The organism is Streptomyces subrutilus (assembly GCF_008704535.1).
Taxonomy (GTDB): Bacteria; Actinomycetota; Actinomycetes; order Streptomycetales; family Streptomycetaceae; genus Streptomyces; species Streptomyces subrutilus.
On sequence record NZ_CP023701.1, the window covers coordinates 5,334,213 to 5,355,290 of the forward strand.

The window sequence follows — 21,078 nt, forward strand, 5'->3', positions numbered from 1 at the left end:
GGCGCCCGCCGGGCCGCGGGGGCCCGGCGGGCGCGGCCCGTACGGTGCGCGGTGGCGGCGGCCGGTCAGACCAGGCCGTCCTTCTCCAGGCCGGTGCAGCAGGTGTCCGTGATCAGGCGGGTCACCACGTACGGGTCCACGTTCGCGTTCGGGCGGCGGTCCTCGATGTAGCCCTTGCCGTCCTTCTCCACCTGCCACGGGATGCGCACCGAGGCGCCGCGGTCCGAGACGCCGTAGCTGAACTCGTTCCACGGGGCCGTCTCGTGCAGGCCCGTCAGACGCTCGTCGATGCCCGCGCCGTAGTTCTTCACGTGGTCCAGCGGCTTGCTGCCCTCGCCCAGCGCCTCGCAGGCGGCGACGATCGCGCGGTAGTCCTCGCGCATCGCCTTCGTGGAGAAGTTGGTGTGCGCGCCCGCGCCGTTCCAGTCGCCCTTCACCGGCTTCGGGTTCAGCGTCGCGGAGACGTTGAAGTCCTCGGCCGTGCGGTAGAGCAGCCAGCGCGCGATCCACAGCTGGTCGGAGACCTCCAGCGGGCCCACCGGGCCGACCTGGAACTCCCACTGGCCCGGCATGACCTCGGCGTTGATGCCGGAGATGCTCAGCCCCGCCGCGAGGCAGTGGTCCAGGTGCTTCTCGACGATGTCGCGGCCGAAGATCTCGTCCGAGCCGACGCCGCAGTAGTAGCCGCCCTGGGCGGCCGGGAAGCCGTTGACCGGGAAGCCGAGCGGCCGGGACCCGTCGAAGAAGGTGTACTCCTGCTCGATGCCGAAGATCGGCTCCTGGCCGGCGAACTCCTCCGCGACCGGGCGCAGCAGCGCGCGGGTGTTGGACGCGTGCGGGGTCATGTCGATGTTCAGGACCTCGCACAGCACGAGGACGTCGTCGCCCCCGCGGATCGGGTCCGGGCAGGAGAACACCGGGTCGAGGACGCGGTCGGAGGCGTGGCCCTCGGCCTGGTTCGTGCTCGATCCGTCGAAGCCCCAGATCGGCAGCGCGTCGCCGTCGCCGAGGATCTTCGTCTTGGAGCGAAGCTTCGCCGTCGGCTCGGTGCCGTCGATCCAGATGTACTCAGCCTTGTAGCTCACGGGCCCCATCCTCAGACTCTGCGGGTGCTGCCGGCCGCCGCCTCGTCGCCGCGGTGATGACCGCAGCGTGCCCGGCCGCGATTTCCCCTCCGTTGCCCGTGTGTGAACCCCGTGTTACCGGGGTTCGCGGGCGGGCGGGGCGGTTCGTACGGGTGCGGGACGGGCGGGGGCGGTGCGGCCGGCCGGGTGGGGCAGACTGGCCGGGTGAGCATCTTGTCTGACGTGAACTCCGCCGGCGACCCCGCCGAGAGTGCCGCCGATCAGTCCTCCGCAGGCCGCCGACCCCGGGTCGGACTGCTGGGAACCGGTCCCTGGGCACACCACACCCACGCCCCCGCGCTCGCCGCGCACGCGGGCTCCGACTTCGCCGGGGTCTGGGGCCGCCGGCCCGAGGCCGCCGCCGAGCTGGCCCGGGCGCACGGCGTGACGGTGTACGAAGACCCCGACGCCCTCTTCGCCGACTGCGACGCCGTGGCCTTCGCCCTGCCGCCCGACGTGCAGGCCCCGCTGGCCGTGCGGGCGGCGGCCGCCGGCTGCCACCTGCTGCTCGACAAACCCGTCGCCACCACCGTCGAGGACGCCCGGGCCGTCGCGGACGCCGCCCGCCGCCACCAGGTCGCCTCCGTCGTCTTCCTGACGCTGCGCTTCGCCGAGCCCACCTGCGGCTGGGTGGCCGAACAGGTCGGCCGTTCGGGCTGGTTCACCGCCGCCGCGCACTGGCTCGGCGCCGTCTTCCCGCCCGACGGCGCCCCCAGCCAGTACGCCGACTCGCCCTGGCGCAGGGCCAAGGGCGGCCTGTGGGACGTCGGTCCGCACGCCCTGTCCGTCCTGATCCCGATCCTCGGCGACGTCACGGCCGTCAGCGCCACCCGCGGCCCCTCCGACGTGGTCCAGCTGGCCCTGCGGCACGCCTCCGGAGCCGCCAGCACGGCCGTGCTCAGCCTGGGCGCGCCGAAGGCCGCCGCCGGCGTGGGCCTCCAGTTGCGCGGCGCCGAGGGCGTGTACGAACTGCCCGACTGGACGGACGTACCGGACGCCTACGGGCGGGCCCTGGACGCACTGCTGACCGCCGCCCGGACCGGGGTCGCCGACGCGCGCGACGCGGAGTTCGGAGCCCGGCTGACGCAGATCCTGGCCGAGGCGGAGTCCCAGCTCCCGACGGACTGACCCGGCGGCCCGCCCGCCGGGACAGCGCCTCGCGGACGGCCTCGTCGGAGCGGGCGAGCACGGCCGTGCCGTACTCGGCGGTGATGATCGGGCGCTGGATCAGCCCGGGGTGCGCCGCCAGGTGGGCGATCCAGCGCTCCCGCACCGCGTCGGTCCCCTCGCGCGGCAGGTCCGCCACGCCCGTCTCGCGGGCCAGCGGGTCCGCGGTGCGCGTGATGTCCCACGGCTCCAGGCCGAGCCGCCCGAGCACCCCGCAAATCTCCTGCGCGGAGGGCACGTCCTCCAGGTAGCGGCGCACCGTGTAGTCGGCGCCCTCCGCGTCCAGCAGGGTGAGCGCGGCACGGCACTTGGAACAGGCGGGGTTGATCCAGATCTCCATGCCGCCGACCCTGTCCAGGCCCGCCGGGGGCACCGGTCGGGGGCCCGTCCGGCCAGGGGCTTTTGTCAGTGGTCCCCGGTAAAATCGAAGGAGCACGACAGGAAGCCAACTACCGTTTGGGAGGCTGTAGATGGCCACTGCCACCATCGTCGGACACGTCAAGAAGAAGCCGCTGCCGGCGGGCCTGCCCCGCGAGTGGTACGAGAGCCACAACCGCCGCCTGAAGGCCATGCGGCTGGCGATATCCCTGCTCGACTCCGGCACGTACGACGCGCGGCGCGCCACCAACCGGAAGATCCGCACCATGGCGGTCCGAACGGGCATCCGCCGGCCGTCCAACGTCACCTGCAGGATGGTCCGCGCCTTCATCCGGGAGTCGTAGACCGGCCGCGGCCCGCGCCCGGCGGGCCGTCCGGGCCGCGGTGCGGGCGGGCTCAGGGCGGCGCCGGTCTTGCGCCGCCGCCGTCCAGGGTCAGCAGCAGCAGGGCCACGTCGTCGCGGGGGCCGCCGTCCGTGAAGGCGGCCAGGTCCCGCCAGACGGCCTGGACCAGCCCGGCCCGGTCCCTCGCCAGCACCGGCAGCCGCGCCTCCAGCGGGTAGAACCGGCCCGCCCGGTCCCGGGCCTCCGTCACCCCGTCGGTGTGCAGCAGCAGCCGGTCCCCGGAGCGCACCCGCAGCTCGGCCGTCACCGCCTGGAGCGGCCCGGCCAGGCCCAGCCCCAACCCCAGCGGCGGCCCCGGCTCCACCGTCAGCTCGCGCACCGCGGCCCCGCGCAGCAGCAGGGCCGGCGGATGCCCGCAGGACAGCACCCGTACGACGTCCCGCCCCGGCGGGAACTCCAGCAGCACCACCGTCGCGAACAGCTCCGGCGGCCCGGCGTCGGCGTCCGCCGACTGCGCGTTGTCCGCGACCAGCCGCCGGTCCAGCCGGGCCGCCACCGCCGCCAGCTCCGCGTCGTCCAGCACGCCCTCGCGGAACGCGCCGAGCAGCGCGGCCACCGTCCCGACCGCCGCCAGGCCGTGGCCCTGCACGTCGCCGACGAGCGCCCGCACGCCGTAGGGCCCGGCCCGTACGTCGTACAGGTCGCCGCCCACCAGGGTGCCGCGGTGCGCCGCGCGGTAGAGGCCGTGGCAGCGCACCGGGCCGACCCGCTCGGGCAGCGGCGGCAGCACGGCGAGCTGGGCCGCCTCCGCCACCGTCCGCACGCTGACCAGCTGGGCGTCGCGCCGCCTCCGCACCCAGGCGATCACGACGCTCAGCAGACCGACGGCGGCCACGGTGGCCAGGTCCGAGCCGCGGGCGTGCGCGATGCCGAGCGCGGGTACGCCCAGCAGCACCAGCACGACGGCGGCGAAGAACGCCGTCCCGGCGGCCCCGTACGCGAAGGCCGCCACCGGGGGCAGGCCCGCCAGGAAGTACCCGATCTCCACGTCTCCGGGGGTGATGCGCTGCGCGAGCACCAGGACGACCAGGGCCACGGCGGGAGCGAGCCGGGCCCACTGCGGGGGCGGTTCCCCGTGCAGCCCCTCCCGGTCCTCGCGTCCGCGTCTCACCCCTCCACCCTGGTACCGGGTCGGGAGCCGCGCACCCCGGACCGGGCCTCCGGGTGGCCGGGCGGGGTCCGGCCCGCGACAGTGGGGAGCGTGACGGACGACGAAGCCCCCGGTCCCGCCCCGGCCCCCGGCAGGGCGCCGACGCGGGCGCACATCGAGGCCCACGGCTCCGGGGACGGCGCGGCGAGCGGCGCGATCAGCACCCGGCTCAACTGGCTGCGCGCGGGGGTGCTCGGCGCGAACGACGGGATCATCTCCACGGCCGGCCTGGTGGTCGGTGTCGCCGGAGCCACCACCTCGCGCTCCGCGATCCTGGCGGCGGGCGTGGCCGGACTGCTGGCGGGCGCGCTGTCGATGGCGGCGGGGGAGTACGTCTCCGTCAGCTCCCAGCGGGACTCCGAGCGGGCCGCCCTCGACCTGGAGCGCCGGGAACTGGCCGAGGAACCGGAAGCGGAGCTCGACGAACTCACCGACCTGCTGGCCGCCCGCGGACTGGGCCGGGACGTGGCCCGCGAGGCCGCCGAGCAGCTGACCCGACGGGACGCGCTGCGGGCGCACGCCAGCGTGGAGCTCGGCATCAACCCCGACGAACTGGCCAACCCGTGGCACGCGGCCTTCGCCAGCCTCGTCGCCTTCACGGTGGGGGCGCTGCTGCCGCTCCTCGCGATCGTGCTGCCGGGCCCCTCGGTCCGGGTGCCGGTCACGGTGGCGGCCGTGCTGGCGGCGCTGACGCTGTGCGGGGTGGTCAGCGCCCGGCTCGGCGGAGCCCCGGCCGGCCGGGCCGTCCTGCGCAACATCACGGGCGGCGCGCTGGCCATGGCCGTCACCTACGCGGTCGGCACCTGGATCGGCAACGCCTGACCCCCGCCCCACCCCCGATCCGCCCGGCGCGGCCCCGGGGCCGGGCGGTGGGGGACGCGTTCCGGCGGGTCGGTCCGGCCGGGCCGGCAGGGCGCGGGGGCAGGATGGGGCCATGCGCATCGCAGTCACCGGTTCCACCGGACTCATCGGCCAGGCCCTCGTACGGTCCCTCCGCGCGGACGGGCACGAAGTGGTCCGCTTCGTGCGCCGGGCCCCCGCCGCCGCCGACGAGGCGCGCTGGGACCCCGCCCGGGGCGAGGTGGACGCCGCCGGCCTGGCGGGCTGCGGGGCCGTCGTGCACCTGGCGGGGGCCGGCGTGGGCGACCACCGGTGGACCGACGCGTACAAGCGCGAGATCCGCGACAGCCGGGTCCTCGGCACCACCGCCATCGCCCGGGCGGCGGCCGCCCTCGACCAGCCGCCCGCCGTCCTGGTCAGCGGTTCGGCCATCGGCTACTACGGGGACACCGGCGCCCGCTCCGTCGACGAGGACGCCCCCGCCGGGCAGGGGTTCCTGCCCTCCGTCTGCGTCGAGTGGGAGGCCGCCGCCGCGCCCGCCCGCGAGGCCGGCATCCGCACCGCGTTCGCCCGCACCGGGCTCGTCGTCGCCCGCGACGGCGGCGCCTGGGCGCGGCTGTTCCCGATCTTCCGGGCCGGTGTCGGCGGCCGCCTCGGCAGCGGCCGCCAGTTCTGGTCGTACATCTCGCTCCGGGACGAGGTCGCCGCGCTGCGCCACCTCCTCGACACGCCGGCCCTGTCCGGCCCGGTCAACCTGACCGCCCCCGAACCGCTCACCAACAGCCAGGTCACCGCGGCCATGGGCCGGGTGCTGCGCCGCCCCGCGGTGCTGCCGGTACCGGCCGTCGCGCTGCGCGCGGTGCTCGGGGAGTTCGCCGAGGACGTCCTCGGCAGCCAGCGGGTGCGGCCCGCCCGCCTGCTGGAGTCCGGCTTCGTCTTCCGCGACCCCGGCATCGAGCAGGCGATCCGGGCCGCGCTCTGACCCGGCCGCCCGCCCTCCGGCCCCGCGCGGGCGCCCATGCGCCCGTGCGGCCGTGCAGCTGTCGCCCGACCGTTCACGACCTGAATGTGACGCAGAACGACTGCGCCGCGATCGCAGTACGGCCGCCGTACGTCCGGAACATGACCACTGTGCGACCGGAGTTGACCGTAATACCATCCCGAACTCGGGTTCCGGTGGAGTCCGTCGGGGGAAAGGAGGACGAGACACAGCCGGGCCGACCTCGGGGAGGGGCACGTGCTCACCAGCTCACACCATGCCGCACACCACGCGGACGTCGTCATCGTAGGGGCCGGGGTCTCAGGACTCGCGGCCGCGCAGCACCTGATCGCAGCGGGGGTCACGGTCACCGTCCTGGAAGCCGCCGCCGATGCCGGCGGCCGGATGGCCACCGCCTCGGCCGACGGGTTCCGGCTGGACCGGACCGGCCAACTGCTCACCACCGCCTCCGCCGAACTGTCCCGCACGCCCGGCCTGGAGGCCCTGACCCTGCGCCCCTTCGCGCCCGGGGTCCTCGTCCACACCGACGGCCGGCAGCTGCGGGCCGGGGCCCTCACCCCCGCCCGCGCCCTCGCCAGCGGCTCCCTCGACCAGGCACGGCTCAGCGCGGCCCTCGGCCGGCTCGCGGCCCTGCCCGAGGAGAAGCTGCTCGCCCGCCCCGAACGCACCGCCCGCGCCGCCCTGCGCTCCCGCGGCCTGCCGCCGCGCACCGCCCACGGCGTCCTGCGGCCGCTGCTCTCGGCTCTGCTGCGCGACCCGGAGCTCACCACCTCCAGCCGCGTCGCCGACCTGGCCCTGCGCACCTTCGCCCGCGGCCGGCTCGCCGTGCCCGAGGGCGGCGCGGCGGCCCTGCCGGACCAACTGGCCGCCGCCCTGCCGCCGGACACCGTGCACACCGGCGTCCGCGTCCGCTCGGTCGCCACCAACCGCGTCACCACCGAGGAGCACGGCACCTTCGACTGCCGCTCGGTCCTGCTGGCCACCGGAGCGCGCGCCGCCGCCGACCTCCTGCCCGGCCTGCGGGTGCCCGCCTTCCACGAGGTCACCGTCCTGCACCACGCCACCGCCGGACCGCTGCCCTGGGACGGCTCGCTGCTCCTGGACGCCGACCCGGCCTGGCCCGTCTCCCACACCGCCGTGATGAGCGCGGTCGACCCGACGCGGGCCCCGGCCGGCCGGAGCCTCGTCACGACCACCGTGCTCGGGCCGCCGCCCCCCGTCCGCACCGTCGCCTCCCGGCTGGCCCGGCTCTACGAGAGCGCCACCCGGGACTGGGAGCTGCTCGCCGTCCACCACACCCCGGAGGCCGTGCCCGCCATGCCCCCGCCGTACGACCCGCGGCGCCCGGTCCGGGTCCTCGCCGGGCTGTACGTGTGCGGCGACCACCGCGACACCAACACCGTGCAGGGCGCCCTCCGCTCGGCCCGCCGCGCCGCCCACGCCGTCCTGCGCGACTTCGGCATCCCGCTCCCGGCACCCCAGGAGCCCGCCCTGCCCGTCGCGGCCTGAACCCACCGCGGTCGCCGCCGCACCGGCCGCCCCGCGTACGGACCCGGCCCCGGACCCCCGGGCCCGGGCCCGTACGCGCCCGACCGGGCGCCCTCAGGACGGCAGCGCCGCCACCCGGTCCCGGTAGGTCCGCACCGCCGAGGCGTCCCGGTACGGCTCCAGCCGCCGCTCGAAGTCCCGTACGTACTCCACCGCGCGCACCGACCGCATCTCGCTCGCCTGCTGCGCCGCCTCCGCCCCCAGCGCGCACGCCTGGTCCAGCTCGCCCAGACCCAGCCGCGCCGTCGCCAGCACCACCCGGCAGAACAGCCGCGACCGCGCGTACCCCGGCGCCCGCAACTGCAGCGAGCGCTCCGCGTGCTGGGCCGAGGCCCGGTACTGCTGGAGGTCCCGGTGGCAGTGGCCGAACTCGTCCGCCAGCTGGGCCTCGTCGTAGAACCGCGCCCAGTGCGGCACCTCGTCCCCCGGCCGCGCCGCACCCAGCGCCCGCTCCGCCCGCACCAGCGAGGCCGTCGCCGCCCGGACCTCGCCGAGCACCGCGTGGCCCCGCGCCTCCGCCGAGTGCATCAGCGCCTGCACCACCGGCGGCGGCCCCGAACCGACACCCTGCTGCGCCACCCGGGCCAACTGCACCGCCTCCCGGCCGTGGCCCAGGTAGACGGCCTGCCGGCTCATCGTGACCAGCACGTAGCTGCCGTACGGCCGGTCCGCGGCCGCCTGCGCCAGCCGCAGCGCCTGCACGAAGTACCGCTGGGCCAGGCCGTGCGCGGCGATGTCGTACGAGGTCCAGCCCGCGAGCCGGGTCAGGTCGGCCGCGGCCGAGAACAGCCGCCGCCCGGTGGTCTCCCCGTAGGTGCCGCGGAGCATCGGCTCGGCCTCGTGCTCCAGGTAGCGCACCAGGGCCTGCCGGGCGTGGCCGCCGCCGTAGGTCCGGTCCAGGGTGCGGAAGAGCTCGCTCACCGACCGCAGCGCCGCGATGTCCCCGCCGGTCACCCGCTGCCCGGGCCCGCGGTCGACCTGCCGCTGCCGGGGCACCGAGGCCCGGCCCTGGACCGGCACCCGCACCGCGCCCGGGTCCCCGCCCCGGCCCACCCGCTCGTCGGCCCGCCCGATCAGCCAGTCCCGGCTGGGCACGACCAGCCCGGCCGGGGTGAAGGCGATCTTGCGGAGCTCGGCGTGCGAACCGGAATCCTTGCGCCACAGCCCGCTGGCGATGTCCACCGCCTCCTCCGGCGTGGCCGCGAACTCCAGCCCCGCGTACACGGGCGCACAGGCGTCCAGCCCGAGGTCCTGCGCGGACAGCCGCCGCCCGAGCCGCCGGGTGAAGACCTCGGCGATCAGCGCGGGGGTGGTGCCGCGGGGCTGCTGGCCGCGCAGCCACCGGGTCACGGAGGTCTTGTCGTACCGCAGGTCGAGACCGTGCTCCAGACCGAGCTGGTCGACGCGGCGGGCGAGACCGGCGTTGGAGAACCCGGCTTCCTCGATCAGCGCCGCGAGCTGCCGGTTGGGGACGCGCTGGGCAGGTCGTTCCGTCATCGGCTCCACGGTCTCCTGACGTGACGGACCGGGGGCCCGGCCCTGTGAACGGCGTGAATGTAGCGGCGAACGCGCCTCGTACCGCCCCGTCTGTCCCACATTCATCCGATCGTGTGCAGAACGGAACCCGAGGTGGACGCCGCCCCGTGGCCGGGAACGAGCGCCGGTCCGGCGGGGACCCGCCCATGGCCCGTCCCCGCACCCGCGCCCCGGGCCCCTGAAAGGGCCGCGGGGCGCCGCCGTACCCTTGGCTGGTGCGATACGTGCACACAGCAGGTTCAACGAGGAGGCGCTGCGGTGGCTGAGCTTGGGTTTGTCCATCTGGGCTTCGGACCCGAATCCGTCGAGTACACCGAGGCCTGGGAAGAGCAGCGCCGGGTGCACGCCGCCCGCTTCGCGGACGAGGTCGGGGACACCTGCCTGCTGCTGGAGCACCTGCCGGTCTACACCGCCGGCCGGCGCACCGACCCCAGCGAGCGCCCGCTCGACGGCACCCCGGTCGTGGACGTGGACCGCGGCGGGAAGATCACCTGGCACGGTCCGGGCCAGCTGGTCGGATACCCGATCATGAAGCTGCCCCGCCCGGTGGACGTGGTGGCCCACGTCCGCCGCCTGGAGGACGCGCTGATCCGCACCGCCGCCGACTTCGGCCTGGAGACCACCCGCGTCGAGGGCCGCAGCGGCGTCTGGGTGCTCGGCGACCCGGTCGAGCAGCGCCCGGCGATCGGCGGCCTCTCGCTCGACCTGGACCCGCGGATGCACGACGACGAGTTCGACGCCCGCCTCAACGGCCCCGAGTACGCCCCGTCCAACGCGGGCCAGCGCCGCGAGGACCGCAAGCTCGCCGCCATCGGCATCCGCGTGGCCAAGGGGGTCACCATGCACGGCTTCGCGATCAACGTGAACCCCGACAACACCTGGTTCGACCGGATCGTGCCCTGCGGCATCCGGGACGCGGGTGTGACCTCGCTCTCGTACGAACTGGGCCGCGAGATCACCATCGCCGAGGTGCTGCCCGTCGTGGAGCGGCATCTGAAGGACGTCCTGGAGCAGGCGGAGCTCCGGCCCCGGGAGGTCGAGCCCGCCGCGGGCTGACCATCGGGAATGCGTTCGGCGGCGCCCGGGTTGCCCGACGTAAGAGCGTACGAAATTACGGGCGTACCCTGGTGGGCGCCGAAGAATCGAAGTCACAGGGAGCCGGTCGTGTCCGCAGTCGCACCCGACGGACGCAAGATGCTGCGCCTCGAGGTCCGTAACGCCCAGACCCCCATCGAGCGCAAGCCCGAGTGGATCAAGACCCGGGCGAAGATGGGCCCCGAATACACCAAGATGCAGGCCCTGGTGAAGGGCGAGGGGCTGCACACGGTCTGCCAGGAAGCCGGCTGTCCGAACATCTACGAGTGCTGGGAGGACCGCGAGGCCACCTTCCTCATCGGTGGCGACCAGTGCACCCGGCGCTGTGACTTCTGCCAGATCGACACGGGCAAGCCCGAGGCCCTGGACCGGGACGAGCCGCGCCGCGTCGGCGAGTCCGTGGTCACCATGGACCTGAACTACGCCACCATCACCGGCGTCGCCCGCGACGACCTGCCCGACGGCGGTGCCTGGCTGTACGCGGAGACCGTGCGCCAGATCCACCAGCAGACGGCGGGCCGCGAGAGCGGCCACACCAAGGTCGAGCTGCTGGCCCCCGACTTCAACGCGGTCCCGGAGCTGCTGGAGGAGGTCTTCGCCTCCCGTCCCGAGGTCTTCGCGCACAACGTCGAGACGGTGCCGCGGATCTTCAAGCGGATCCGCCCCGGCTTCCGCTACGAGCGCTCCCTCGACGTGATCACCCGGGCCCGCGCCTACGGCCTGGTGACCAAGTCGAACCTGATCCTCGGCATGGGCGAGGAGCGCGAAGAGGTGACGCAGGCACTCAAGGACCTGCACGAGGCCGGCTGCGAGCTCATCACCATCACCCAGTACCTGCGGCCCTCGCCGCGGCACCACCCCGTCGAGCGCTGGGTCAAGCCCGCCGAGTTCGTGGAGCTGGCGAAGGAGGCCGAGGAGATCGGCTACTCCGGCGTGATGTCCGGCCCGCTGGTCCGCTCGTCCTACCGGGCCGGCCGCCTCTACCAGCAGGCGATGGAGAAGCGAGCGGCGAGCGTGTGACGCGCGCTACCGTACGGAGTGTGTGAACTCGCGCACAAAGTCTTACCAATGAGTAATGCGCACGGACGCGGCCCCTAGGCTCTTCTCGGGAGGAGCCCGGCGGGTCGCGTCGTGTTTGCAACGTGTCCATCACATTTGACCGGCCGGTCACGCCCTGGTAACACCGGTGAGTGACGCTGGACCCACGCACCGCAACCGCTCCGCACCCGCACCGCACCCGCTCTGTCGACGTGAATTCCGTGAAAGGGATCGACATCATGCAGGCCGCGCCCGTACGCGCCATCCCCCTCCCCTCCTTCTCCGACGCCTTCCGGGGCTTCGAGTCCCTGCTGATGAGCGGTGCCCGCAGGAACGCCTGGACGGCGGTCCTGGAGGACCGGCGCCGGGCCAAGGACCGGGTCGAAACCGAACACGTACTTGAGGCCGCGGCGACCCGCACCCCGTAGGCCACGTAAACTCGCCTTATGGCGAGGAAGTCAAACGCAGAGACTGCTGCGAACCCCGGGCGACTGAAGCAGATCGCCCTGACGTACAAAATGACGCGCAAGGCCGACCCGAAGGTCGGTCTGATCGTCGCGGGCGTGGGAATCGTCACCTTCGGTGTCTTCCTTGCGATCGGCTTCCTGATCGGCCACCCGGTCTACCTGGGCATCCTGGGCTTCCTGGTGGCGTTCCTCGCGATGGCGATCGTCTTCGGGCGACGGGCCGAGCGGGCTGCCTTCGGGCAGATGGAGGGGCAGCCGGGTGCGGCCGCGGCCGTACTGGACAACGTGGGACGGGGCTGGACGACCACCCCGGCCGTCGCGATGACCCGGCAGCAGGACATCGTCCACCGCGCGGTCGGCAAGGCCGGCGTGGTGCTGATCGCCGAGGGCAACCCGAACCGCGTGAAGCCGCTGCTCGCGAACGAGAAGAAGAAGCTGGCCCGGATCATGCCGGACGTGCCGGTCCACGACTTCATCGTGGGCACGGGCGAGGGCGAGGTGCCGCTCAAGAAGGTGCGCACCACCCTGCTCAAGCTGCCGCGCGTGCTGGCCGGGCCCCAGATCACCCAGGTCAACGACAAGCTGCGGGCCATGGGCGACCTCATGAGCAACATGCCGCTGCCGAAGGGCCCGATGCCCAAGGGCATGCGGATGCCGCGCGGCGGAAAGACGCGCTGACCGGACGCTCATCCGCTTTTCGTATACGAGAGGGGGTGTCCCCGAGCCGACCGGCTCGGGGACACCCCCTCTCTCTCGTGCCTCTCGTGCTTCTCCCGTCGCGGCGCGGGCCCGGACGGGGGCCTCGGCGCGGAGCTAGATGCGGACCTGGACGGCGCGGGCCAGCCGGTCGTGCAGGCCGCGGCCGTCGCGGTCCCAGATGACGGCCGGGACGACCAGGGCCAGCAGCAGGGTGCGCAGCACGACCCGGCCGAGGCCGAGCCGGCCGCCGTCCTCCGCGATGACCCGGAGCCCGACGATCCGCTTGCCCGGGGTGAAGCCCACGGTCCCGACGGTCAGGACGGTCAGGACCACGAAGATCCCCAGCGTCCAGTTGCCGGTCCCGGCCAGCTCGCCGCCGGTGATCAGTCCGTACGCGATCAGCTGGCAGCCGATCCAGTCCAGGGCCACGGCGCCCATCCGGCGCCCGAACCGGGCCACGGACCCGGGCCCCTCCCGGGGGAGGCCGAGGCGCTGCCCCGGGTACCCGAAGTCGACGCCCATGTCCTCGGCGGTCGCGCGGGGGCCGGAGAGCCACGATCCGATTGCTTGCCTGTTGTCCACCCGAACACGGTACCTGTGCGGCTCCACGGCACCGTGGCGGGACCCTGGTTAACTTGTGCGAAACAAATGGGTCATGCTTGAGAAATCCCGTCTGCTTATGGTCGGGTCAGCGTGCGGCACCGCACTGACGCACCACGAGCTATAAAACCCGCCCCTGCCCCGGGGTGGGAGTAGGAGGAGTTGGATGTTCCAGAACGCCGACGAAGTGAAGCAGTACATCGAGGAGAACGACGTCAAGTTCGTCGACGTCCGCTTCTGTGACCTGCCTGGTGTGATGCAGCACTTCACCATCCCGGCTAGGGCATTCGACCCCGCGGAGGAGCTGGCCTTCGACGGCTCGTCCATCCGCGGCTTCCAGGCGATCCACGAGTCCGACATGGCGCTGCGCGCCGACATCAGCACCGCGCGCCTGGACCCGTTCCGCAAGGACAAGACGCTCAACATCAACTTCTTCATCCACGACCCGATCACGGGCGAGGCCTACAGCCGCGACCCGCGCAACATCGCGAAGAAGGCCGAGGCGTACCTCGCCTCCACCGGCATCGCCGACACCGCGTACTTCGGGCCCGAGGCCGAGTTCTACGTGTTCGACAGCGTGCGCTTCGCGACCGCGGCGAACGAGAGCTTCTACCACATCGACTCCGAGGCCGGCGCCTGGAACACCGGTTCCGAGGACAACAACCGCGGCTACAAGGTCCGCTACAAGGGCGGTTACTTCCCGGTCGCCCCGGTCGACCACTTCGCGGACCTGCGCGCCGAGATCTCCCTGGAGCTCGACGCCCAGGGCCTCCAGGTCGAGCGCCAGCACCACGAGGTCGGCACCGGCGGCCAGGCGGAGATCAACTACAAGTTCAACACGCTGCTCGCCGCGGCCGACGACCTGATGCTCTTCAAGTACATCGTGAAGAACGTCGCCTGGCGCAACGGCAAGACCGCGACCTTCATGCCGAAGCCGATCTTCGGCGACAACGGCTCGGGCATGCACGTGCACCAGTCGCTGTGGGCCAACGGCGACCCGCTGTTCTACGACGAGGCCGGCTACGCGGGCCTCTCGGACACCGCGCGCTACTACATCGGCGGCATCCTCAAGCACGCCCCGTCGCTGCTGGCGTTCACCAACCCGACGGTGAACTCCTACCACCGCCTGGTCCCGGGCTTCGAGGCCCCGGTCAACATGGTGTACTCGCAGCGCAACCGCTCCGCCGCGATGCGCATCCCGATCACGGGCTCGAACCCGAAGGCCAAGCGCGTCGAGTTCCGCGCCCCGGACCCGTCCTCGAACCCGTACCTGGCGTTCGCGGCGCTGCTGCTGGCGGGCCTCGACGGCGTCAAGAACAAGATCGAGCCGATGGAGCCGATCGACAAGGACCTCTACGAGCTCTCTCCGGACGAGCACGCGAGCGTCCCGCAGGTCCCGACCAGCCTGGACGCCGTCCTCAAGGCGCTGGAGGAGGACCACGAGTACCTCCTGGCCGGCGGTGTCTTCACCCCGGACCTGATCGAGACCTGGATCGACTACAAGCGCACGAACGAGATCGCCCCGATCGCCCTGCGCCCGCACCCGCACGAGTTCGAGATGTACTTCGACATCTAGGAACCCGCGCACCCGCGCCCCGAAGGCCCCGCCGGCTCTCCAGGAGAGCCGGCGGGGCCTTCCGCATGCCGGGGGAGCGCTCCTGCTTTGACAGGGGGCCGGTGGGGGGTGACCGTGGGAAGGGGCTGGACGTCGGATGAGCGAGATACGTGCGGAGGTGCATCGAGATGCGCCGAAGGATCGTCGCGGCAGTGATCGCCGGAGCCGCCGGGGCCACGCTGGGACTGCTGCCCGTGGCCAGTGCCTCGGCCGCCACCACGAGTGGTGGGGGTGGTGGCGGGGGCGGCTGGTGTTCCCACCGGAGCGACTCCCGCTGGAACGAGTGCTGCAACCGGGACTGGAGCCACCGGCCCTCGTGGTGCTGGGACGGCCACGACCACAACGGCTGGAACGACCCGTCGTGGAACCACGGTTCCCACTGGCGCGACTCGGACCGGCGGGACGACACGCACCGGAACTCCGGGTGGCACGACAGCGACCACGGCGGCTGGAACCACGACCACGGCGACCGGGGCCACGACTCCGGCGGCCGGGGCGGCGGCGGTGGTCACTGATCGCGGCGCAGCAGCGGCATCGCGCTCGTGAGGTCGTGCAGGCAGCGGACCGCGAGTTCGGCGGGTGAGCCGGGGCCGGAGACCGGGGCGTCGGTGGCCGACCACAGTTCCAGGGAGATGCGGATCGCGTCCGTCGCCGCCGCCGCGAGCAGCCGTACGCCCAGCGGGTCCGGCTCCGGGCCGGCCAGGCGGGCGATCACGGGGACCAGGTACTCCTCCGAGTCCTGGTTCACCCGGTACCAGACCGCGCGCAGGGCCTGGTCGGTGGCGGCCGCGCGGAGCAGGCCGCGGGTGACCTCCAGCCCTTCCTCGACCGCCTGGGAGTCGCTGAGCGACCGGGTCACGGCCCGTTCCAGGGCCTCGGCGAGGGGGGTGCCGGGGGTCTCCTCGGCGAGCAGGGCGCGCCAGGCGTCGCCGCCGCCCGCGAGCAGGGGGGCCACGGCCTCCTGCTTGTTGCGGAAGTAGCGGTAGAACGTGCGCAGCGCGACGCCCGCGCGGTGCGCGATGTCCTCGGCCGTCGTGCCGTCGGGGCCGTGCTCGGCGAAGAGCTCGCAGGCCGCTCGGGCGATGTCGAGCTGGGTGGCGGCCTTGCGGCGCTCGGTCAGCGACGGGGCTCCGGGGCCGGCCTGGGGGGCGTACGGGCGGGGGGATCTCACAGGGTGAAGCGTACCGGTCGCGTCTGTGCCGGATTGCATTCCGCGCCATCCTGGCAAAACGTGTCATGCAGTCGTACGCTCGTGGCATGAACCGTTACGAAGGACGTCGCGTCCTCATCACCGGCGGCGGCTCCGGCATCGGCCGCGCCACCGTGCACCGCATCCTCTCCGAAGGCGGACGGGTCCACGCCGTCGACGTCAGCGAGACCGGCCTGCGGGCCACGGCCGACCAGGCCGCGGCCGACGGCCACCAGGCCCGCCTCACGACCGCGCTGCTCGACATATCCGACGAGAACGCCGTCCGGGAGGGGGTGGCCGTCGCGGTCGACGCCCTCGGCGGGATCGACGTGCTCGTCAACGCAGCCGGCATCCTGCGCTCCGCGCACACCCACCAGACCACGCTCGAATTCTGGAACACGGTCATCGGGGTCAACCTCACCGGCACCTTCCTGATGATCCGCGAATCGCTCCCGGCGCTGCTCGCGGGCGACCGGCCGGTCGTGGTGAACTTCAGCTCCACCTCGGCCTCCTTCGCCCACCCGTACATGAGCGCCTACGCGGCCAGCAAGGGCGGCATCCAGTCCATGACCCACGCGCTGGCCGCCGAGTACAGCAAGCAGGGCCTGCGCTTCGTCTCCGTGGCCCCCGGGTCCATCGAGAGCGGCATGACCACCGGCAACGGCCCCGGCCTGCCCGAGGACACCGACTGGTCCCTCTTCGCCAAGCTCGCCCCGGCCCTCGGCCAGGGCTTCGCCGGCCCGCAGACGGTGGCCGGCGTGGTCGCCATGCTGGGCTCGGAGGACGGCGCGTTCATCACCGGCACGGAGATCCGCGTCGACGGCGGCACGCACTACTGAGCCGCCCGGGAGGGTGGGCGGCCGACGTCGCTGCGCGTGCCGTACGCCCGGCCCGCGTGCCGCACGCCTGTCCGTCCGCGCGCCTCAGCCCCTGAAGCGGTCCCAGAGCCGGGGGAAGCGCTCCGCCAGCACGGCTTCGTCCTCGAAGTCGAGCGGGGTGCCCTCCGGCTCTGCAGGCTGCAGCGGGACACCCAGGTCGGGCGCGGCCGAACCGGTGAGCTGCTCGTAGGCCTCGTCGGCCGCGTACCCCAGCTCCTCGCCGTCCCCGTCGATCTCGTCGTCGAACTCGCCGAGGAGCTCCGCCAGCCGGTCGGGGTCGTGCACCCCGCCCTCGAAGACCTCGCGGCCCTGCCCGATGAGCCAGCAGCGGAAGTAGTCGAACGCGTCGTCGCTGGCCCCGTCGAGCAGCACCCACGCGGCGCCCCACAGGTCCCAGCTGTAGGCCCGGTTGTAGCGGGCCTCGAAATGCCGGGCGAAGTCCAGGACGGAGTCCGGGTCGAGCTGCGCCAGCCGCTCCACGAGCAGCTCGGCGTGCTCCTCGGGGTCGCCGTCGGCGGCCTCGCGGGTACGGTCGACGATCTCCCAGAACTCCGTCTCGTCCATCACCGCTCCAGCATCACGGGTCCGCCCCCGCACCGCCACCGCGCACCGTGCGAAAGGCCGGTGTCCGCCCCCGGGAGGGGGTGGACACCGGCCTTTTCACCTGCGGTCGCTCGGGGCCTCAGAGGCCGTAGCGCTCCCGGGCCTCCTTGACGGAGGACGCCGGCACCTCGCCGCGGCGGGCGAGCTGGGCCAGCGCGGCCACCACGATCGACTGGGCGTCGACGCCGAAGTGGCGGCGGGCGCCCGCGCGGGTGTCGGAGAGGCCGAAGCCGTCCGTACCGAGCGAGGTCCAGTCCTGCTCGACCCACTGGCTGATCTGGTCCGGGACCTGGCGCATCCAGTCGGACACGGCCAGGACCGGGCCTGCGGCGCCCTCCAGGGCGCGGGTGACGTACGGGGTGCGCACCTCGCCGCGCAGCAGCGCCTCGTCGCACTCCAGCGCCTCGCGGCGCAGCTCGCCCCAGGAGGTGGCGGACCAGACGTCGGCGGCCACGTTCCACTCGGCGGCGAGCAGCTTCTGGGCGTCGAGCGCCCAGTGGATCGCCGTGCCCGACGCCAGCAGCTGCAGCTTCGGCGCCCCGGCGGCCGGGGCCGCCTCGGCGAGGTCCGCCGCGGTGTTGAAGCGGTACAGGCCCTTGACGATGCCCTCTTCGACGCCCTCGGGGATCGCGGGCTGCACCTTCGGCTCGTTGTAGACCGTCAGGTAGTAGAAGACGTCCTCCGGCTGCTCGCCGTACATCCGGCGCAGACCGTCCTTGACGATCACCGCGATCTCGTACGCGAAGGCCGGGTCGTAGTTGAGCGACGCCGGGTTCGTGGACGCGATCAGGTGCGAGTGGCCGTCCGCGTGCTGCAGGCCCTCGCCGGTCAGCGTGGTGCGGCCGGCGGTGGCGCCGACGATGAAGCCCTTGCCGAGCTGGTCGGCGAGCTGCCACATCTGGTCGGCGGTGCGCTGCCAGCCGAACATCGAGTAGAAGATGTAGAACGGGATCATCGGCTCGCCGTGCGTCGCGTACGACGTGCAGGCGGCGATGAAGTCGGCCATGGCGCCGGCCTCGGTGATCCCCTCGTTGAGGATCTGGCCGTCCTTGGCTTCCTTGTAGTACATGAGCTGGTCGCGGTCGACCGGCTCGTACGTCTGGCCCAGCGGCGAGTAGATGCCGGCCGACGGGAAGAGCGACTCCATGCCGAAGGTGCGGGCCTCGTCGGGGACGATCGGCACCCAGCGCCTGCCGGTCTCCTTGTCCCGCATCAGGTCCTTGACGAGCCGGACGAAGGCCATGGTGGTGGCCATCTCCTGCTTGCCGGAGCCCTTGAGCAGCGGGGCGAAGGAGCGGTCCGCCGGAGCGGGCAGGGCCACGGGCTTGACCTTGCGGGCCGGGGCCGGGCCGCCGAGCGCCGCACGGCGTTCGTTGAGGTACCGGACCTCGGGGCTGTCCGCGCCCGGGTGGCCGTAGGGGACCTGGCCGTCGGCGAAGGCGCTGTCCGGGATCGGGAGTCCGAGCTTGTCGCGCATGCTCTTGAACTCGTCGATCGTCAGCTTCTTCATCTGGTGGTTCGCGTTCTTCGACTCGAACCCGGCGCCCAGCGTGTAGCCCTTGACGGTCTGCGCGAGGATCACCGTCGGCGCGCCCTTGTGCTCCAGGGCGGCCTTGTACGCGGCGTAGACCTTGCGGGGCTCGTGGCCGCCGCGGGAGGTGTGGAAGCACTCGGCGATCTTGGCGTCGGAGAGCACCGAGGCCAGCTGCACGAGCGCGGGGTCCGCGCCGAAGAAGTGATCGCGGATGTAGGCCACGTCGCGGGTCGCGTACGTCTGGAACTGCGCGTCGGGCACCTCGCGCAGGCGGCGCACCAGGGCGCCCGTGGTGTCGAGCCGGAACAGCTCGTCCCAGGCGGAGCCCCACAGCGACTTGATGACGTTCCAGCCGGCGCCGCGGAACTGGGCCTCCAGCTCCTGGACCACGCGGAAGTTCGCGCGGACCGGACCGTCGAGGCGCTGCAGGTTGCAGTTGATCACGAAGGTCAGGTTGTCGAGCTGCTCGCGGGAGGCGAGGGCCAGGGCCGCGGTCGACTCGGGCTCGTCCATCTCGCCGTCGCCCAGGAAGGCCCAGACGTGCGAGTTGGCGGTGTCCTTGATGCTGCGGTTGTGCAGGTAGCGGTTGAACCGCGCCTGGTAGATCGCCGACAGCGGGCCGAGGCCCATGGAGACCGTCGGGAACTCCCACAGCCACGGCAGGCGCCGCGGGTGCGGGTAGGACGGCAGACCGTTGCCGCCGGACTCCTGGCGGAAGTTGTCGAGCTGCTGCTCGGAGATCCGGCCGTCGAGGAAGGCGCGGGCGTAGATGCCGGGGGAGGCGTGGCCCTGGATGTAGAGCTGGTCGCCCGACCCGTCGGCCTCCTTCCCGCGGAAGAAGTGCTGGAAGCCGGTCTCGTACAGCCACGCGGCGGAGGCGAAGGTGGCGATGTGGCCGCCGACGCCGTGCTTGGAGCCGCGGGTCACCATGGCGGCCGCGTTCCAGCGGTTCCAGGCGGTGATCCGGGCTTCCATCTCCTCGTCACCGGGGAACTCGGGCTCCGCGGCGGTGGGGATGGTGTTGACGTAGTCCGTCTCCAGCAGCTTCGGCAGCGCGAGGCCGGCGGCCTCGGCGTGCTGGAGCGTACGGCGGAGCAGGTATTCGGCGCGGCGCGTACCGGCGGCCTGGGCGACGGCGTCGAGTGAGGCCGCCCATTCGGCGGTCTCCTCGGTGTCGCGGTCCGGGAGCTGGTCGAGCTCGCTCGGAAGCTTTCCTACGGGGTCGGACATCGGTGTGCGCCGCCTTCCGGACAAAGGAGAGGTGGTGAAGAAATCCCTGACGGGCAGGACAGGGTCGTTGGGCCTGGTTGAGGCCCGCGAAGACTGTAAATCGCTGATCGATGATCGATCAAATAAAAGTGACAATAAAATGACCATCCGACCAAAGTCGGCACCGCGTGCCAGGGAATTAGGCACGCAGTGCCGGTCAAAACGGTCCATTCCCGGCGCCCGGCGCCGGGCTGTCGGCCCCGGTCAGGCGCGCGGTGCGCACCCCAGAACGTGCCGTTTCACCAGCAGCCCGATCTCCGGATCCTGGCTGCGGAACGCCTCGACGAGGGCCTCGTGCTCCTCCGCGTAGGACTTCTGGACCGTTCCCAGCCACCGGATGGACAGGGCCGTGAACACCTCGATGCCCAGGCTCTCCCACGTGTGCAGCAGCACGCTGTTCCCGGCCGCCCGGACCAGCTCCCGGTGGAACCCCACCGTGTGCCGCACCTGCGCGGTGCCGTCCTCGCTGCGGTCGGCCTCCCACAGGGCCGCCACGTGCGGCTCCAGGGCCGTGCAGTCGGCCGCCAGCCGGGGCGCGGCCAGCTCGGCAGCGATCTGCTCCAGGCCGGCCCGGACCGGATAGATCTCCTCCAGGTCCGCCGCCGAGAGGTTCCGTACGCGCACGCCCTTGTTCGGCGCCGACTCGATGAGCCGCAGCGTCTCCAGCTCGCGCAGGGCCTCGCGCACGGGCGTCTGGCTGACCTCCAGCTCCACGGCGATCCGGCGCTCCACGATCCGCTCGCCGGGCTTCCAGCGCCCGCTGACGATCCCCTCCACGATGTGCTCGCGGATCTGCTCGCGCAGCGAGTGCACGACGGGTGGGGTGATCATCGGGGCTTCATCTCCTGATGGCTGAGCAGGGGGCGTGCGGGCCTGATGCGTAGACAATACGGCGGCGCCCCCGTCCGGAAGCATTCCGGACGGGGGCGCCGATGGTGAGGCTG

At 73.1% G+C, this 21,078-nt stretch carries 20 protein-coding genes and 1 pseudogene; 12 read left to right on the plus strand and 9 right to left on the minus strand.

Annotated elements, in window-relative coordinates; all coding sequences use genetic code 11:
* Positions 1-65: 65 nt before the first annotated feature.
* Entirely contained in the window at positions 66-1,085 is a 1,020-nt protein-coding gene (glnII, locus tag CP968_RS23600; protein WP_150519899.1) for a glutamine synthetase, read from the minus strand.
* Positions 1,086-1,379: 294 nt separating this feature from the next.
* Here glnII and CP968_RS23605 point away from each other — a divergent pair, with 294 nt between their 5' ends.
* Positions 1,380-2,252, plus strand: coding sequence for a Gfo/Idh/MocA family protein (locus CP968_RS23605; RefSeq protein ID WP_229886374.1), 873 nt, complete (start codon positions 1,380-1,382; stop codon positions 2,250-2,252).
* A gap of 16 nt (positions 2,253-2,268) precedes the next feature.
* On the opposite strand, the pseudogene CP968_RS23610 reads toward CP968_RS23605, so the two are convergent.
* Positions 2,269-2,631: pseudogene (locus tag CP968_RS23610) on the minus strand (ArsC/Spx/MgsR family protein); the annotation flags it as partial.
* 130 nt (positions 2,632-2,761) lie between these two features.
* On the opposite strand from CP968_RS23610, the gene CP968_RS23615 reads away from it, so the two are divergent.
* Positions 2,762-3,013: a hypothetical protein gene (locus CP968_RS23615; RefSeq protein WP_150519900.1), complete on the plus strand. Its 252-nt coding sequence runs from the start codon at positions 2,762-2,764 to the stop codon at positions 3,011-3,013.
* Between the two features lie 52 nt (positions 3,014-3,065).
* Here CP968_RS23615 and CP968_RS23620 read toward each other — a convergent pair whose 3' ends face one another.
* Entirely contained in the window at positions 3,066-4,184 is a 1,119-nt protein-coding gene (locus CP968_RS23620) for a PP2C family protein-serine/threonine phosphatase (RefSeq protein ID WP_150519901.1), read from the minus strand.
* 90 nt (positions 4,185-4,274) lie between these two features.
* Between CP968_RS23620 and CP968_RS23625 the strand changes: the two genes are divergently transcribed.
* The 3 genes from CP968_RS23625 to CP968_RS23635 all read left to right on the plus strand — a co-directional run bounded on the left by CP968_RS23625 (position 4,275) and on the right by CP968_RS23635 (position 7,572).
* Positions 4,275-5,045 carry a VIT1/CCC1 transporter family protein gene (locus CP968_RS23625; RefSeq protein ID WP_373304065.1) on the plus strand — a complete coding sequence of 257 codons (771 nt, stop codon included), beginning with the start codon at positions 4,275-4,277 and terminating at the stop codon, positions 5,043-5,045.
* A 112-nt stretch (positions 5,046-5,157) separates the two neighbouring features.
* Positions 5,158-6,045, plus strand: coding sequence for a TIGR01777 family oxidoreductase (locus tag CP968_RS23630; protein WP_150519902.1), 888 nt, complete (start codon positions 5,158-5,160; stop codon positions 6,043-6,045).
* A gap of 255 nt (positions 6,046-6,300) precedes the next feature.
* Positions 6,301-7,572 carry an NAD(P)/FAD-dependent oxidoreductase gene (locus CP968_RS23635; protein WP_150519903.1) on the plus strand — a complete coding sequence of 424 codons (1,272 nt, stop codon included), beginning with the start codon at positions 6,301-6,303 and terminating at the stop codon, positions 7,570-7,572.
* Between the two features lie 93 nt (positions 7,573-7,665).
* Here the strand turns inward: CP968_RS23635 and CP968_RS23640 are convergent, their stop codons facing one another.
* On the minus strand, positions 7,666-9,108 hold the full coding sequence (locus CP968_RS23640) for an NsdA family TPR-like regulatory protein (protein ID WP_150519904.1): 1,443 nt from the start codon (positions 9,106-9,108) through the stop codon (positions 7,666-7,668).
* Positions 9,109-9,405: 297 nt separating this feature from the next.
* On the opposite strand from CP968_RS23640, the gene lipB reads away from it, so the two are divergent.
* From lipB to CP968_RS23660, 4 genes are all read left to right on the plus strand, one after another.
* Entirely contained in the window at positions 9,406-10,203 is a 798-nt protein-coding gene (lipB, locus tag CP968_RS23645) for a lipoyl(octanoyl) transferase LipB (protein WP_150519905.1), read from the plus strand.
* 108 nt (positions 10,204-10,311) lie between these two features.
* Complete coding sequence (gene lipA / locus CP968_RS23650; protein ID WP_150519906.1) at positions 10,312-11,262, plus strand: lipoyl synthase; 951 nt, start codon at positions 10,312-10,314, stop codon at positions 11,260-11,262.
* Positions 11,263-11,519: 257 nt separating this feature from the next.
* Positions 11,520-11,708, plus strand: coding sequence for an SCO2195 family GlnR-regulated protein (locus tag CP968_RS23655; RefSeq protein ID WP_150522085.1), 189 nt, complete (start codon positions 11,520-11,522; stop codon positions 11,706-11,708).
* 18 nt (positions 11,709-11,726) lie between these two features.
* Positions 11,727-12,425: a DUF4191 domain-containing protein gene (locus CP968_RS23660; protein ID WP_150519907.1), complete on the plus strand. Its 699-nt coding sequence runs from the start codon at positions 11,727-11,729 to the stop codon at positions 12,423-12,425.
* Positions 12,426-12,560: 135 nt separating this feature from the next.
* Here the strand turns inward: CP968_RS23660 and CP968_RS23665 are convergent, their stop codons facing one another.
* Entirely contained in the window at positions 12,561-13,028 is a 468-nt protein-coding gene (locus CP968_RS23665; RefSeq protein WP_150519908.1) for an RDD family protein, read from the minus strand.
* Between the two features lie 184 nt (positions 13,029-13,212).
* Here CP968_RS23665 and glnA point away from each other — a divergent pair, with 184 nt between their 5' ends.
* Together glnA and CP968_RS23675 are read left to right on the plus strand one after the other, a co-directional pair.
* The gene (gene glnA, locus CP968_RS23670) at positions 13,213-14,622 is read left to right on the plus strand and encodes a type I glutamate--ammonia ligase (RefSeq protein ID WP_150519909.1); all 1,410 of its coding nucleotides are present in this window, start codon (positions 13,213-13,215) and stop codon (positions 14,620-14,622) included.
* Positions 14,623-14,789: 167 nt separating this feature from the next.
* Positions 14,790-15,176: a hypothetical protein gene (locus tag CP968_RS23675; RefSeq protein ID WP_150519910.1), complete on the plus strand. Its 387-nt coding sequence runs from the start codon at positions 14,790-14,792 to the stop codon at positions 15,174-15,176.
* On the opposite strand, the gene CP968_RS23680 is transcribed toward CP968_RS23675, so the two are convergent.
* The gene (locus CP968_RS23680; protein ID WP_150519911.1) at positions 15,170-15,832 is read right to left on the minus strand and encodes a TetR/AcrR family transcriptional regulator; all 663 of its coding nucleotides are present in this window, start codon (positions 15,830-15,832) and stop codon (positions 15,170-15,172) included. The two genes, CP968_RS23675 and CP968_RS23680, sit on opposite strands and share 7 nt — an antisense overlap.
* Positions 15,833-15,918: 86 nt before the next feature.
* Between CP968_RS23680 and CP968_RS23685 the strand changes: the two genes are divergently transcribed.
* A complete protein-coding gene (locus tag CP968_RS23685; RefSeq protein WP_150519912.1) occupies positions 15,919-16,689 on the plus strand; it encodes an SDR family NAD(P)-dependent oxidoreductase in 771 nt (256 codons plus the stop codon).
* Positions 16,690-16,773: 84 nt separating this feature from the next.
* On the opposite strand, the gene CP968_RS23690 is transcribed toward CP968_RS23685, so the two are convergent.
* The 3 genes from CP968_RS23690 to CP968_RS23700 all read right to left on the minus strand — a co-directional run bounded on the left by CP968_RS23690 (position 16,774) and on the right by CP968_RS23700 (position 20,962).
* The gene (locus CP968_RS23690; RefSeq protein WP_150519913.1) at positions 16,774-17,292 is read right to left on the minus strand and encodes a DUF4240 domain-containing protein; all 519 of its coding nucleotides are present in this window, start codon (positions 17,290-17,292) and stop codon (positions 16,774-16,776) included.
* 118 nt (positions 17,293-17,410) lie between these two features.
* Complete coding sequence (aceE, locus tag CP968_RS23695; RefSeq protein ID WP_150519914.1) at positions 17,411-20,095, minus strand: pyruvate dehydrogenase (acetyl-transferring), homodimeric type; 2,685 nt, start codon at positions 20,093-20,095, stop codon at positions 17,411-17,413.
* Positions 20,096-20,338: 243 nt separating this feature from the next.
* Positions 20,339-20,962 (minus strand): GntR family transcriptional regulator, encoded by a 624-nt coding sequence (locus tag CP968_RS23700; RefSeq protein WP_150522086.1) that lies wholly within the window; start codon positions 20,960-20,962, stop codon positions 20,339-20,341.
* Positions 20,963-21,078: the final 116 nt, after the last annotated feature.

Excerpts from the sequence above, each read along its gene's own strand:
- CP968_RS23615 (WP_150519900.1), top strand. The coding sequence starts at position 2,762 with ATGGCCACTGCCACCATCGTCGGACACGTCAAGAAGAAGCCGCTGCCG.
- CP968_RS23630 (WP_150519902.1), top strand. The coding sequence starts at position 5,158 with ATGCGCATCGCAGTCACCGGTTCCACCGGACTCATCGGCCAGGCCCTC.
- CP968_RS23640 (WP_150519904.1), bottom strand. The coding sequence starts at position 9,108 with ATGACGGAACGACCTGCCCAGCGCGTCCCCAACCGGCAGCTCGCGGCG.
- CP968_RS23655 (WP_150522085.1), top strand. The coding sequence starts at position 11,520 with ATGCAGGCCGCGCCCGTACGCGCCATCCCCCTCCCCTCCTTCTCCGAC.
- CP968_RS23660 (WP_150519907.1), top strand. The coding sequence starts at position 11,727 with ATGGCGAGGAAGTCAAACGCAGAGACTGCTGCGAACCCCGGGCGACTG.
- glnA (WP_150519909.1), top strand. The coding sequence starts at position 13,213 with ATGTTCCAGAACGCCGACGAAGTGAAGCAGTACATCGAGGAGAACGAC.
- CP968_RS23675 (WP_150519910.1), top strand. The coding sequence starts at position 14,790 with ATGCGCCGAAGGATCGTCGCGGCAGTGATCGCCGGAGCCGCCGGGGCC.
- CP968_RS23685 (WP_150519912.1), top strand. The coding sequence starts at position 15,919 with ATGAACCGTTACGAAGGACGTCGCGTCCTCATCACCGGCGGCGGCTCC.
- CP968_RS23690 (WP_150519913.1), bottom strand. The coding sequence starts at position 17,292 with ATGGACGAGACGGAGTTCTGGGAGATCGTCGACCGTACCCGCGAGGCC.
- aceE (WP_150519914.1), bottom strand. The coding sequence starts at position 20,095 with ATGTCCGACCCCGTAGGAAAGCTTCCGAGCGAGCTCGACCAGCTCCCG.